The 13799-nt window shown below is 38.3% G+C and carries 12 protein-coding genes; 4 read left to right on the top strand and 8 right to left on the bottom strand.

Features of this window, described 5'->3' with window-relative positions; translation table 11 throughout:
* Positions 1-48: 48 nt before the first annotated feature.
* From V6C71_18255 to V6C71_18235, 5 genes are all read right to left on the bottom strand, one after another.
* Entirely contained in the window at positions 49-2487 is a 2439-nt protein-coding gene (locus V6C71_18255) for a polysaccharide biosynthesis tyrosine autokinase (protein HEY9770404.1), read from the bottom strand.
* Positions 2488-2686: 199 nt separating this feature from the next.
* Entirely contained in the window at positions 2687-3397 is a 711-nt protein-coding gene (locus tag V6C71_18250; protein HEY9770403.1) for an HpsJ family protein, read from the bottom strand.
* Positions 3398-3479: 82 nt separating this feature from the next.
* Positions 3480-4190: a cyanoexosortase A system-associated protein gene (locus V6C71_18245; GenBank protein HEY9770402.1), complete on the bottom strand. Its 711-nt coding sequence runs from the start codon at positions 4188-4190 to the stop codon at positions 3480-3482.
* The gene (gene crtA / locus V6C71_18240; GenBank protein HEY9770401.1) at positions 4180-5043 is read right to left on the bottom strand and encodes a cyanoexosortase A; all 864 of its coding nucleotides are present in this window, start codon (positions 5041-5043) and stop codon (positions 4180-4182) included. The genes V6C71_18245 and crtA overlap by 11 nt, the downstream gene beginning before the upstream one ends.
* A gap of 31 nt (positions 5044-5074) precedes the next feature.
* Positions 5075-6295, bottom strand: a complete 1221-nt coding sequence (locus V6C71_18235) for a hypothetical protein (protein ID HEY9770400.1) — start codon at positions 6293-6295, stop codon at positions 5075-5077.
* 489 nt (positions 6296-6784) lie between these two features.
* Between V6C71_18235 and V6C71_18230 the strand changes: the two genes are divergently transcribed.
* The 3 genes from V6C71_18230 to V6C71_18220 all read left to right on the top strand — a co-directional run bounded on the left by V6C71_18230 (position 6785) and on the right by V6C71_18220 (position 9135).
* Positions 6785-7714, top strand: a complete 930-nt coding sequence (locus V6C71_18230; protein ID HEY9770399.1) for a hypothetical protein — start codon at positions 6785-6787, stop codon at positions 7712-7714.
* Between the two features lie 30 nt (positions 7715-7744).
* The gene (locus V6C71_18225; GenBank protein ID HEY9770398.1) at positions 7745-8320 is read left to right on the top strand and encodes a hypothetical protein; all 576 of its coding nucleotides are present in this window, start codon (positions 7745-7747) and stop codon (positions 8318-8320) included.
* 62 nt (positions 8321-8382) lie between these two features.
* A complete protein-coding gene (locus V6C71_18220) occupies positions 8383-9135 on the top strand; it encodes a hypothetical protein (GenBank protein ID HEY9770397.1) in 753 nt (250 codons plus the stop codon).
* 388 nt (positions 9136-9523) lie between these two features.
* Here the strand turns inward: V6C71_18220 and V6C71_18215 are convergent, their stop codons facing one another.
* Positions 9524-11335 (bottom strand): sodium:solute symporter family protein, encoded by a 1812-nt coding sequence (locus V6C71_18215; protein HEY9770396.1) that lies wholly within the window; start codon positions 11333-11335, stop codon positions 9524-9526.
* 179 nt (positions 11336-11514) lie between these two features.
* The gene (locus V6C71_18210) at positions 11515-12168 is read right to left on the bottom strand and encodes an L-threonylcarbamoyladenylate synthase (GenBank protein HEY9770395.1); all 654 of its coding nucleotides are present in this window, start codon (positions 12166-12168) and stop codon (positions 11515-11517) included.
* An 87-nt stretch (positions 12169-12255) separates the two neighbouring features.
* Between V6C71_18210 and larC the strand changes: the two genes are divergently transcribed.
* Complete coding sequence (gene larC, locus V6C71_18205) at positions 12256-13494, top strand: nickel pincer cofactor biosynthesis protein LarC (GenBank protein ID HEY9770394.1); 1239 nt, start codon at positions 12256-12258, stop codon at positions 13492-13494.
* Between the two features lie 57 nt (positions 13495-13551).
* Here the strand turns inward: larC and V6C71_18200 are convergent, their stop codons facing one another.
* The gene (locus V6C71_18200) at positions 13552-13677 is read right to left on the bottom strand and encodes a hypothetical protein (protein HEY9770393.1); all 126 of its coding nucleotides are present in this window, start codon (positions 13675-13677) and stop codon (positions 13552-13554) included.
* Positions 13678-13799 lie beyond the last annotated feature (122 nt).

Raw genomic sequence — 13799 nt, 5'->3', positions numbered from 1 at the left:
GGCTGTTTTTAGTTCCAACTTGAAAAAACTTGGTGTAATTAGGTACGATTAACGACGGCGGAATTGTTGCAGTAAATTACCAATTGCCCCTTCAGATTTCGCTTCATTGTCACTATTATTGCCATTACTATTTGGAGTCGAGTGGTTATAGTAAGAGTCGTAATAAGAATAAGCGTAATAATCAAATTCTGGATCGACCATGTTAGCAGCTACACCTGCAACATGACACTGACCATGACGTAAAACGTCTAAAGCATTATCCATTCCCCTGCGAGTAGCTTTTTGGATACCAGAGACGAATAAGAAAGAATCAACTTCTTGAGCTAAACATTTAGCATCAGCAATTACGCCAATTGGAGGGGTATCGATGATTACATAGTCATAGACTGCTGACCATTCTTGAATCAGCTGCTTCATCTTATTAGAATTTAATAAAGCAATCGGATTAGGAGAAGTTGCTCCTGCGGTAATTACATCTAAATTTTTCACTGAGCTAGGCTGAATGTAATCAGTCCAAGGTTGCTCTTGGGTAATTGCTTCGCTCAACCCAGCCTCATTGGGAAGATGAGCTAATTTATGCAATTTAGGTTTACGCAAATCAGCATCGACAACCAATACTCGCAGCTCAAATTCTGCCAAGACAATAGCAAGATTATGGGAAATAGTAGATTTGCCTTCGGCAGAAGTAGTAGAAGTGACGGCTATAGTTTTGATTTGACCATCATCTGCTACTAAGTAGCGCAAATTCATCGCCAGAGAACGTAAACCTTCGGTGAAAGATGAATAGTAAGAATAAGACTTTTTGGTAGTATAAATATTAGCATCAATCCTTGGCTCGGCAACTTTAGGAATGACACCTAGTATAGGTAATTTAGTAATCTGCTTGATTTCTTCTACCCGTTTAATACTTTGATCCAGACGTTGCAGCATAAATGCTGTAGCAACTCCGAGAAATCCACCAGCGATTAATGCTTGTAATAATCCCTGGGTAATATTGGGCGAAACTGGTTTGCTGGGTAAAAAGGGTTCATTAAGTATGCGCCAGGGTGCAATTTCCTCGGCTTCAGAAATTGCTAGTTCTTGTCGTCTTTGAAGAAGATAATTATAAGCTTCAGATTTAAGCTCTACTTGACGTGTTAGTTCAGTAAATGTTTGTTGTAACCCAGGAATATTGAGAAATTGATTATCGGCTTTTGCTTTTGCCTGACGTAGACTTGCCAATTTTGCTTGCAGGCTTGCGGTTTCCTCTTGTAACTCTAATCTTTTTGTAGTAAAAAATCCTAAAGTAGAACCTTCAGCAGATACTTTAGTTCCTGATTCTGTGTTTGAATTATTACTATTTTGACCGATTAAGAAGGGACTTTCGCCATTGCTAGTATTAGTATTACTGCTACTACTATCGCTATTGCCAGCATTGTTAGCTGTTGATGGTTGCGTTGAATCTGTATAACTAGGAGCTAATACTATACGCTCAAGTATTTTAGGAGAAATTGACTTACCTAAAACTTGCTCTGCTCTCTCTTGAAGAAGCTTTTTCAATTCTTGCCGCTTCTTTTGAAGATTTTCCATCACATAGTAGTTGTCACGGAAATCAACTGTACCCAAATTATATTGAGTTTCTATTTCTTTTAGTCGAGCAGATAAATTCTGATAAACGCCATCTTGACCCAAAACCGCAGATGCAACCATGGTGTCCGAATCTTGACCCAATTCACCCAATTGACGTTCCAATTCTTGACTTTGTTGTTGATTGAGAGCGATCGCAATTTTCGTATCTTCAATCTGTTTGGTAATATCTAGTTTAATTTCTTCTACTTCAATTGCTGATGCTTCTGGATTGACTAGCTGGTGAACCTGTCTAAAGTCACGAACCTTTTGGGCAGCTTCGTCTAATTCTTGTTGAGCATCAGGCAATTGAAGATTGATAAATTCAATCGCGGTTGCCGCTTTTAATTGCTGCTTTTCTAAACTATATTTAACGTAAGTAGAACTTAATGCTTCTAAAACGATTTTCGCTTTCTCTGGATTGGTATCAGTATAAGAAACCACTAACACGTCTGTCGGTATTTTGTCAAGTCCTGCTTGATAGATTGACAAATTTTGTACTACTTCAGGTACTGAAATATTTGGATAGCGGTCTTTTAGTTTTGCTACAGCTTTTTCCACCATAGAGTTACTACGCAATACAAAAATCTCGGTAGAAAAATCCTTGATCGAGCTTAATTGGTTAGTCGCAACTGTTGGAGCAACGGATGTCGATTCTATGTTTTTCGGTGTTTCTAACAGAATTAAAGTTTCAGAACTGTATTTAGGAGTTTTTAAAGCAATCAACAAAAAGATTCCCGTAAAAGCGGTTATGCCCACGGCTAATGCAGGCTTCCATCGACGGTAAACAATTTGCTTCAAATCTGATAGTGAAAAACCAGATTCTTGAGTGTTGAATACACTTAAGTCAATTGCCTCAGATTTAACTATTTCGTTACTCATATTTGGGTTTGACCTGTAAATCTCACAAAATACGTGAACTTTTTCAGAGCCTTCTTTAAAATTAAACGTAAAAAATACCGAGCTGAAAATTCTAGCTACCTTGAGTATTTATATTATTTTTTTTTTCGATTATAAGCTTCAGTAGTTTTACTAATTTATCTCGCTGTAATTTAGATTTTATCGATCGAGCTTCAGTATTTCAATTTTCATTCAAATTGACATTAAGCCTTGTCCATGCAGTATTTTTCCAAATTAAAAAGAACAAAATAGAGGCGATTAATGCACCGAGATTCCACTTAAAACAATTTTTTAATAGCCAGGAACGCTTTTGGACTCTGAATGACTGTGCTTGGCTGTTAATATTGTCTTGATTATTTTTTAAATCGGCTAGAAGATCTGTTTTTAACTTCTGAGTATTTACTGAGTCGGGAATACTAACTTCTTGTTTGGCTTGCTGTTGAAGTATTTTTCCGATTTCATCTTTAGAATTAGCCGCTTCTAGCCGATCTTGGAATTGCTGAATTGCCTCTTTTTGACCAACATATTGAGCATTAACTGTAGCATTTTGTTGATTATAAATCCGAAAACTATTATTGATATTCAAAGGAATCATTAATACTAAAAGTATGGCTGCTAGCAAAGATAGCCAAGATAAAACCCTGAGAACTATAGTTTCAATCGGGGCGCGATCGCTTTTTTCGCCGTAATAAATTAGAACTATACCCAGCAAAGTGACGGGAATCCTTTCTACAATTGCACCCATAGTTTGAAATTCCCAGAGTGGATCCATCAATTGCAGCGGAATTAAGAGAAATATCAGATCTACTATTGCCATGACTAATAAGCCATAGCCAACTAAGCGCAAAATCCCAGAAGAAAATACTCTCTCTCGATCTTGTGAGATAGTCATCGATTTGCTTGAAGTTCTTGATTAAATTTAAACTCGTCCAGTATAGTCTTGGAGAACAAATATTAGGAATTATCCGATCGCGTTATCCATTTTCAGCGGTTAAAGGCGGAAAATTAGGCAGCCACCACTGATATAAATCGACCCAGACGGCTTCTAATGCTTCATAAGCAGCTTGAGTGTCGGATTGGGTAATTGCTGTAGATAAATGTACCCATAGACAACGGCGATCGCGAATACTTTCTTTGCCTTTCAACCAGTCTAATCCTACCTGGAACTGGAAATCATTTTGATAACGATGTTGAGAAAACTGTCTTTGGGTCACACTGCTTGGACTACGTGGACTGATACAGCTACTTAAGTAAACGCGATCTCGATCGCTAAATACGGTATAAAAACCTGTTTCTTTTTTGTGTTTCACTGTTTTGGCTCGAATGATTGATGCAGGCAGAGAAGTGTAACTTTGCAGGTATGTCTCCACATCTCCTCTTGTACCAACCAAGTAATTTAGGTCTAAGTCTATTTCTTGCTTGTCTAGAACATATTTATATTTTTTACGGGACTTGATTATTTCTGTTGATAAAGTCTTAGCTTTTGGTTTAGTTAAATTCGATTTAACGGCAATTGCTGTTGCAGAATTGAGGCTTAAACTTTCAGGAAACTTAAAATCAGCCGTAGAACGATAACCTACAGCAGGAACTATAAGTGCATAAACAACCGCTAAATTAATCCCAATGCTGCTGATGACGAGAAAGTTGCTACGCCATTGATTGAACTGTAAATATTTAAGACTCATTACTTGCCTTTAATTCCTGTTGTCGCAATATCAAGTAGCAGAAAACCGAAAAAATAGCGATCGCCAAAGTCGAAAATATCTGTGAACCTGTCGCTCCATGCCAATAATCAAATTGAGCTGGTTCTGGAATAAATAAAGTTAAAAGACAAACCCTAAGGACTCCCAGAAAAAAACCCAAGATAATTGAAAATGTGGGAATTAATAATTGTTGATATTTTGGCAGGGGTACAAAAGCAACAAATAATAATGCTAATTTGAGTATTAAAAGAATCATTGGTACTCCAGCACAAGGATAATCGACGATCGCTTTAAATGTCCCCGATTGTGGCAAAGAGATCATTACCTGATTTCCTTGAGTTGCAACATTGAACCCCAAATAGTACAAAAAATAAGTAGCAAATTTAGCATTAAGAATAGTAATGTGAACTATGCTATCGATAAAGTTTCCAATTGCTCCTGTAGGAAAAAATAAAAACCAAGCAAAGAATAATTCCTGAATATACTGACCAAAACCTCTGAATCCAGAAGCAATTAAAGCTAGAGCGATCGCTACACTTAGAGGTAAGCTAAATAATAGAGTAGACTCAAACCAAAAAAGCGTCATGGTCTTAGACAAAATTGGCCCCAACAACAGCAAGCCAATAAAGCTAGAAACAGGATCGCTATTATATTCAAAATCATCTCGTTTTCGCCACAGCAGCCAGATAATTGCTCCTGCAAACAAACTATCAGTGGTAAGTTGATCGATATTTTCTGTAGCTTTCCAAACCAAGTTGAGATACAAAAGAGCCACGCCAACTAAACTAGAAAATATCCAAAAGCGATCGTTCCTAACCAAATTTTTCCTGTACATTGGTACTTTTTTTGCTTAAAGTTTAGACAGATTAAATCGGCTCTAAAACATAGAAAGTTACTCCCGCATTGCCCTCAGCCTGAAAATGAGGTTGGGTTTGTTTTATAAACTCAAATTCCTGACTATTAGCCGTAAATAAGTGAGAGTTTGATTGAGTATTTAACATTCGATATAGCGGAACTGTCTCTATGTTTTGTGGTTGAGACTCAAAAGCATAGTAGGCTATATTTTCAAAATTGTAATTACTTAGATTATCAAGAATATACTCTTTTTCAACCTCATCCATAGTGTATAGGTGCGCCCCTGTCTGTCGATTGAAAAAGCGATAAACTGGTAGTGCCTTGTTAATTTTTTCTCCACTCAAAGCATCTGTATCTCTACCTAAAACTTCATAACCTACATTTTCATAGTTGTACTTTATTTCTCCTGCCTCACTGCGCAGAATCACGTTTTCTCGTTCATTTTTATTAGCAGTGTAAAAATGAAATCCCTTTTCATATTGATAAAAACGATATACAGGAGTCCTATCATAAGCGAAGATCTCATAGCCAATATCAGCTAAAACTGCCAAATCTAAATCAGTAGGCAAATTTCTTTCGCCAAAGGTAAAAGATTTATCTAATAAAGCATCGCTATCTGGGTCTACGGTAAAACCATCTCGAATATGATTTTCATCATTATCTAAAGGTATTAGTTGACCTCCATTTAACTCGATGCTTTGAGTACCGATAAAGTGCTGATTTTGAATTTGTCTTGAGAATTGATTGGCAGTTCCAATGCCTAAGATATGACCAATTTCATGAAGACTTAAACTAAGAAAATCTTGTTTATTAAAAGGAATATCATCGTCTGTTTCTGGAGTGGGATCGAAATAGAAACTATCTGCTACTGAAGCATTAAACTCAATAGTCCCTAGCCAAGGTTCAAAATCATCTCCAATAATGCGCTGTTCGCGATCGCTGCCAACAACATAAGTAGCATAATATGCTCCTTCTCCTAAAGTTGCTCGATCTGAAGGCAAATTTACAGAAGAAACAAAGATTAAAAGGTCGTCAATTGGTTTATTCAAAACAACATTTCGTTCAATATTGTTAATTGGAAACCTTAAATTTTCTCCAGTTGGAATTGGTGTAAATTCATCTCGAATATAGGAACTCCATATTTTTCCCGCTTGTTCTAAAATCGCTTTGCGCTCTGGCGTGAAAAAATTTTTTTCATCAAAACGATAATCAAACTTAATATCAAAGCTCATAAAATGTCTGGATTAAATAAAATTGATTGTGCTAAAAATTTGGCTTTTATCTAGGTAGTTTTTCAATTTAAGCTAAAAAAACCAACTGCTTGAAGATTAAATAAATAAATCTAAAATATATTGTAATCTTTTAAAACCAAAAATATATATACAACTACTACTAACTTTTATAAACAAGATAATGCTTCGGTATTTATAACCAAATTAAATTACTATTGGTATTTTTATCTACGTTGAATTTATTAGGTAACTCAGTAATAACAACTATTTTTGCTTGAAGATATTGAGCTTTAATAAATTATAAGATATAACAGCAAAAGTGTGATCCAAAAACTTGCAAATATCAATTATATAAAATAATAAAATTAGCCAGTATTTAGTATTTATAAGCTAAGTATTGCTAGATTTTTTTCAGACTAAGCTCTAGATATTTGTATGACTAAATGATTGATTAATTGTAAGTGTGTTTATATCTATTGCTATGAATTTATGCGTATATTAACTTTTGCTGGCTCTAGCGTACTTTTTTTGCCATTTTTAAGTTTAAATGCTTGGGCAAATCCAGCCGTTAAACCTCAACAACCTGCCAATTTTTCCCAAAGTCAAATCGATAAAACAGCCGACAGTGATTTGACTTTTACTGCTGATAATTCTGGGAGTGATTCTTGGAGCGATTCTGAGGAAAATGATGCAGAAGATGTAAAGTTTAAACTGGAAAATATTCAACAACGCAATTTCACTCCTAGCCGTGGTGCGCCTGGCTTAACTATTGCCAATCCCTATGGCTTTGGTGCTGATCGCGGATTTTATAGTGGTCTTAGCTATCAGGTTGATACTCGTGGTGGAGATGAGGGAACAAATGATGGCGATGCCACCATGGTATTTGGCTTAGGTTTTGGAGATGCCCAGAAGCTGGTGGGTGCAGAACTTAGCTATACTTTGGCGAGTTTTGGTAATAACCGTGACTTCGGTTCAGGTGGTTTGAACTTAAAGCTACATCGTAGAATTGCCAACGGCTGGGGCGTTTCGGCTGGCTGGAATAGCTTTTTGTCTGTTGGTGATGAAAATGACTCAAAAGATTCTTTATATTTGTCCACTACTAAAATTTTCAAAACGAGAGAAGACATCAGTTCTCCTTTTAGTCGTGTAGGGGCAACTATCGGGATTGGTAACGGACAATTTCGTAGTGTTGACGATATTACCGACGATAATGGCAACGTTAATGTCTTTGGTAGTTTAGCTTTTCGGGTAGCCCGTCCAGTTAGTTTTGTTACCGAATGGACAGGACAAGACCTGGGTATGGGCTTGTCAGTATCTCCTTTGCGTACTGTTCCCTTAAGTATTCATCTTGGTGCTAGAGATATTGTTGGCGCAGGAGATGGAGCGCGTTTTATTTTCGGAGTCGGCGCAGGATTCTAATCGCAAAAAAGTATATAAGGATGATTAATCATGCACAAGCAATTATTTTGGCTAGGTACTCTAGTCATGGCAGGAATATTAACGGTAACGACAACGATATCTGCCTCAGCTCAAACCAACCAATCTGACACTACAGGAGCTAATAATACTAGTTCGCCTTCAACCACTGTGAATACTGGCAATCGTGGCAGCGGTAGTGGAGCTCCTCGTACTCTTCAATATAATTCAGCTACAGGAGTGGTATCTGGCGGTGGATTAAGTAGTCCAATTGATTTAGGTTTTGAAAATAGCTTTGATAGTGCTTCAGGTACTGATTCAGGTACTGGCTCTGACAATCAAACCACTGAAGTAAGTTTAAATGAAGTTGCCGAGGCGCTGCAAAAAAATCTCCAACAGTCTTTAGACAATTTAGCAGCAGTAGAAAACGAATATAAGTTAGCCGATTCTGGTCCTAGACGCATTGCCAGAAGAAGCAGTGAACCTGAAGCCAGGGAGTGTATTAATCCAGTCTACGAAGCTCGCCAAATGGCAAAACGACAGCTAGAAGAAACGAAAAAATTTATCGAACAGGTCAATCAGATTGAACCAGAACAAAATCTTTGGTAATTAGCAGGAATATTATGAAGCGATCGCCATCAACAGCAAAATTCTTCTCTAAACTTGATAAAATGCTTAAGCTCAACTGGACTTGTTTTAGTTTATCTCTTGGCACTTTAGGATTGCTTAATGCGATGAGTCTTTCGGCATCCGCAGACGTTGTCGGAAATCAAGGCATTAAATTTAACGAAGATACTATTGTTGAATTTGAATTTATCGAATCTCACGGTGCGTATCAGTCTACCTTTGGCATTGTCGATTTAGATTCTTGTCAGACCAATAGTTCGGGAACAGTCAATTTTGATTCCTGTATTAAAACTCCACTGTTATCTGAGGTTAAAGATTCCGATAGCTTTGATACTGTTTATCGTCGTTCTACCTACGAAACGGATCTACAGGCTGGTCGTAATAATGATTTTCTTGGTACTCCAGGAAATACCGTTCCCGACTTTAAGCGTGAATTTTTGTTTAAAGGCAACAAAAGATATGCTTTTTATTTGGAATCTAAGTTCGACGATAAATCTACTGGTATTGTCTACACTACAGATTTAATTAATTCTACCGGTAATCAACAGGCTCTATTTAATCAAGAAGGCTTATTAACTACTGAAGCTGTAGCTAAACGTCGTAATAATCCTGCTTATGACACCAACAAGTTTGATAGTCTGATTAATGGAGGTTTATTGATTAACTTCGATGATACTGGTTCTGCCTTAGTCAGATCTGATCTTGAAGATGCTGACTTTGATGATTTCATTGTTGGCGTGGGTGGCGGAATTATTTGTGAATATCCTCAGACTAATAAAACTGAACCACAACCATAACCACAAAAGTAAAATTTATTAGGCGTTGGTGAATTAAAAAGCTAAGAGCTAAGAGCTAATAGCTAATACTAAATCCTGTTCACAGAGGTTACTTTTAGTTGCCCCCTTCGGGTGGGTGCGGAATAAGCTTCTTAGCCAGAAGCATTTCCACCCACCCTAAATCCTGCATATTTGGGGGATTTAAAGAAATTCGATAATGACCTTTATCAATCGGATTTAGTATATATAGCTCTTTTTATAACTAACGTCCTAATCTATAGTTCACTTACCTCGTAAATTAGATATAGTTCAATTGAAACTATTCTAGATTTGGAATCCCCCGTATTTTCAATCGGGGGAGGATGTCAATATATCTCATACATCAAATCACCAACGCCATATTGCCAGATTAGTCTAAACCAGGTTTGGCCATAGAAATAGGTTTGTGCTTATTCAACTGGCGTAGCCAAAAGCCACCAATGACGGCGATCGCTAAACAAATCAATCCTGTCCAAGATTGCAGCAATAAAAACCCGCCAATCGCTAACATCGAACCAAATAACAATAAGGTAGCTGCAACTACTTTAAGTAGATCTTGGGTTAAATTTTGGGCTGCGGGAATTCCTGTTTTTTCCCGTTGTCGTTTCCAGCCAATTCCTCCTGGTTGCACCCGTCGGTAAAACTCATTTAAGGTAGCATCAGATTCTGGAGGAGTAAGATACATTACCGTAATCCATAGTAAAGCGGTAATGACCGAAATAAACAGCAGCTGATAGCCGAAATCATTCAATACTTGCTCAAATCCTGGATAAACGCTGATAATTTGCTCAGGATAAATACTGGTAAGCAAACCAATCAAAAATCCTCCAAGCATTGCAGCCAACTCCGCCGCCGCATTGATCCGCCACCAAAACCAGCGTAAGATTAAGACTAAACCAGGCCCAGTGCCGATCGCAATTACTAAACGAAACACACTGGTAATATCAGTAGAGTTCAAAGCAGCGATCGCGCCTAATATTGTTACCAAGACGGATGAAATTCTACCAATCGTGACTAATTCAGCCTGACTAGCATCGGGTTTCATAAAACGCCGATAAATATCGCTAGTTAAATAAGATGCACCCCAGTTTATCGAAGTGGAAACCGTACTCATAAAAGCAGCAATTAGAGAAGTTACCACCAAACCCAACATGACAGGGGGTAAAAAATCCAGCATTAGTTTAGGATAACCAAGCTCTTTATCTTCTAAATCAGGATAAAGAACCATTGCTACCAAAGCAACTATAATCCAGGGCCAGGTTCTAACAGCATAGTGCAGAATATTAAAAAACCAGGCAGATTTTTCGGCTTCGGCTTCATCTTTAGCCGCTACCAAACGTTGAATAAATTCTCCCCCGCCATCGCTACGACGAAAAGACCACCACTGCACAAATAAATATGTCGAAAAGGTAGTGGCGGTAATTCCCGCAGCATCACTCCAGCCAAAGCTACCGTTACTAAACTGCAAGGGAAAAAAGGACAAAACATCTAAATCGCTTATCTGCTGCACTTGGGGAATTAGTTGATGAATTCCTCCTACATGATTAACTGCAACTATCGCAACGACGAACGCGCCTAACAAAGCCAAGAAAAATTGAAAGAAATCGGTAGCAACTACGCCCCACAACCCAGAAAACCCAGAATAGATGAGAACGATAATACTAACCCCAACCACACTCCAGATTTTAAGGTTTTCTCCTGGATTTACTCCCAAACTTTGCCATAATTCTAAAGCATCTACTACTTTCACCATCGCTAACATGGCATAACCAATCCCGATACAGTTAATCGGTACAGCAAACAAAAAAGCTTTCGTACCCCGCAAAATGGCGGCATTACGACCGCCATAGCGAATTTCTGTTAGTTCAGCATCGGTAATAACTTCCGAACGTCGCCACATGCGAGAGAAAATGTAAATCAAAATTACATGAGAAATCCCAAAACTCCACCATTCCCAGTTTCCTGCAATACCTCGACTGGCTACCACACCACAAATATATAATGGCGTATCAATCGAAAAAGTCGTTGCTGCCATACTTGTTCCAGCTAACCACCACCGAAGCGATCGCCCTGAGACAAAAAAGTCTTCTAAACTGCGAGAAGCCCTACGAGAGAGCAATATTCCTAAGCCAGTTGTAAGCACAAAGTACACAAGGACAATTAGCCAATCTATCGATGTCATGGGTATGGATCTGCCTGTTTAAAGTGCCTCATTATAGTAGCTATTCATTCTATGCAGTAAACTTTAGCGCTAGACATAATGACAATTAATCAAATTTAGATTAACCTAATCAGTCCTTTTAAAAACTAAAAACAGTAGCATTTTGTACGTCATTAAATGAATCAGCAACGCCGTTGCTTTTAATGCACTGCATCTAACCAATTCTCAACTTCCTGCCAACCTAAGCCCTGACGTACCACTTCTGGTTCATCGCTGGTAAAATCAAGAATCGTTGATACTTTAAAGCCTGGGTCAATTTGATTGTCAATAATTATATCCACTTGATTTTCTAATGTATTAAACAGATAAGCTTTTTCTACATTGATCGTCGGATATTCGCCATCTTCATCGGATAAATGCGCCGAAGTAGAAACCACAGGATTACCCAATGTTTTTAATAATTCTTGGCAGAGGACGTTATCTGGGACTCTGATTCCTGTAGTCTTGCGTTTAGGACTCATAACCAGCTTTGGTACTTGCTTGCTGGCAGGAAGTAAAAAGGTATATGGGCCAGGAATCAAGTGTTTCATAATGCGATAGGCGCGATCGCTCACCGTGGCGTATTGGGAAATATTAGACAAAGAAGAACACAGGAAGGTTAGCGGTTTATCGTTAGACATCTGTTTGATTCTTCTCACCTTTTCTATTCCTGATTTAACGCTCAGATCGCAGCCAATAGCATAAACCGTATCGGTGGGATAAAGCATCACTGCACCTTTTTTTAAAGCAGTGACAATTTGATCGATACTGCGTTGTTGGGGGTTATTTGGATGTAATTCGTATAAAATCGCCATAATATTAATTAATTGGTCCAGAATAATTTTTGCTGAGTAAGCGATCGACAGTTAAGATCATTCCAAGATTAAGCAAAATTGTATTTTATGGTCAAGATTGGTTACTTAGAATGTCCTACAGGAATTGCTGGGGATATGTGCTTGGGGGCATTGATCGACTGTGGCTTACCCTGGCAATATTTGGTCGACAGTCTCAAGAGCTTGGGTATAGAACAAGAATACCAGTTGACAACTGAAACAGTTATCCGTAATGGGCAATCAGCTACTAAAGTTCATGTCAATTTACAGCAACAGCATCAGCACGATCATAATAGCCAGCATCACCATTTTTCTGCAAGACATCTGCCAGAAATTAAAAATTTAATCCAATCTGCATCATTATCAGATCGGGTTAAGCATTGGAGTCTAAGCATATTTCAAAATTTAGCGATCGCCGAAGGCGCAGTCCACGGTATTTCCCCCGAAAAAGTTCATTTTCATGAAGTTGGAGCAACCGATGCGATCGTCGATATTGTCGGCACCTGTATTGGTTTAGACTGGCTAGATATCGACCAGTTATATTGCTCGGCAATGCCTACAGGAGGAGGAACGATTCACGCTGCTCATGGTAAGTTATCTGTTCCTGTCCCAGCGGTAGTAAAGCTATGGCAGACAAGAGAAGTACCAATCTATAGCAATGGTATCAAAAAAGAGCTGGTTACACCAACGGGTGCAGCGATCGCCACGACTTTAGCGATTGATTTTGGTGAGCCTCCAGCGATGAAACTAGCTAAAATTGGTTTAGGCGCAGGCTCTAGAGATCTAGAAATTCCTAATATATTGCGCTTGTGGATTGGCGAAGCGGAAATAAATCAGCCAAAGTTCAAACTGAAGCAAGAAATCATTACGGTACTAGAAACTCAAATCGACGATCTCAATCCTCAAGCAGTGGCATATACCCTCGACCAGTTATTAACGGCGGGTGCGCTCGACGTATTTACTCAAAGCATCGGCATGAAGAAATCACGCTCTGGCATTCTTTTAACTGTCATCTGTCATCCTGAGATAGCTAATATTTGCCAAACCATTATTTTCTCTGAAACGACTACTTTGGGAATTCGCGAACGTACTCAACACAGAAGTATTCTCGATCGCGAAATAAAACCCGTGGAAACTAAATATGGTGCAGTAAGAATTAAAATTGCTAGCTGGGGAGAAGGAAACAATCGGCAAATACTTAATGTACAGCCAGAATATGAAGACTGTGCAGCTTTAGCTCGTCAACATAATGTTCCCTGGCGAGAAATATCACAAAGCGCGATCGCGGCTTGGGAGAGTAAACAATAATCTAATTACGAAATCGATTACAAAACTTTACAACAAGACTTCTAGGTTAATAATTAATTAAGAATTTTTACTGGCAAAATACGCGGCTAATTTTTCAGGTGCTAAAGCGGTGGTGTATTGTTGTGCCAATTCTGGAGTTGCCAGTTCGAGTAACACAGCATTTTCTACCCAAAACTCAATCACATCAAAATACCCGCGACTACAACGCAAGCACCTCCAGTTTTCACGCTTAGCAATATCATCGATTTGCGACTGATTAAGGGGTATGGAAATGGCAACATGAGTAGCAATAAACTGACTAACCG

The organism is Coleofasciculaceae cyanobacterium (assembly GCA_036703275.1).
In the GTDB taxonomy this organism is placed as follows: Bacteria; Cyanobacteriota; Cyanobacteriia; order Cyanobacteriales; family Xenococcaceae; genus Waterburya.
This window is presented reverse-complemented; position numbering and strand designations above follow the sequence as displayed.

What these genes read in the sequence shown, in the direction of transcription:
- V6C71_18255 (HEY9770404.1), bottom strand. Translation starts at nt 2,487, where the DNA reads ATGAGTAACGAAATAGTTAAATCTGAGGCAATTGACTTAAGTGTATTC.
- V6C71_18250 (HEY9770403.1), bottom strand. Translation starts at nt 3,397, where the DNA reads ATGACTATCTCACAAGATCGAGAGAGAGTATTTTCTTCTGGGATTTTG.
- V6C71_18245 (HEY9770402.1), bottom strand. Translation starts at nt 4,190, where the DNA reads ATGAGTCTTAAATATTTACAGTTCAATCAATGGCGTAGCAACTTTCTC.
- crtA (HEY9770401.1), bottom strand. Translation starts at nt 5,043, where the DNA reads ATGTACAGGAAAAATTTGGTTAGGAACGATCGCTTTTGGATATTTTCT.
- V6C71_18235 (HEY9770400.1), bottom strand. Translation starts at nt 6,295, where the DNA reads ATGAGCTTTGATATTAAGTTTGATTATCGTTTTGATGAAAAAAATTTT.
- V6C71_18230 (HEY9770399.1), top strand. Translation starts at nt 6,785, where the DNA reads ATGCGTATATTAACTTTTGCTGGCTCTAGCGTACTTTTTTTGCCATTT.
- V6C71_18225 (HEY9770398.1), top strand. Translation starts at nt 7,745, where the DNA reads ATGCACAAGCAATTATTTTGGCTAGGTACTCTAGTCATGGCAGGAATA.
- V6C71_18220 (HEY9770397.1), top strand. Translation starts at nt 8,383, where the DNA reads ATGCTTAAGCTCAACTGGACTTGTTTTAGTTTATCTCTTGGCACTTTA.
- V6C71_18215 (HEY9770396.1), bottom strand. Translation starts at nt 11,335, where the DNA reads ATGACATCGATAGATTGGCTAATTGTCCTTGTGTACTTTGTGCTTACA.
- V6C71_18210 (HEY9770395.1), bottom strand. Translation starts at nt 12,168, where the DNA reads ATGGCGATTTTATACGAATTACATCCAAATAACCCCCAACAACGCAGT.
- larC (HEY9770394.1), top strand. Translation starts at nt 12,256, where the DNA reads ATGGTCAAGATTGGTTACTTAGAATGTCCTACAGGAATTGCTGGGGAT.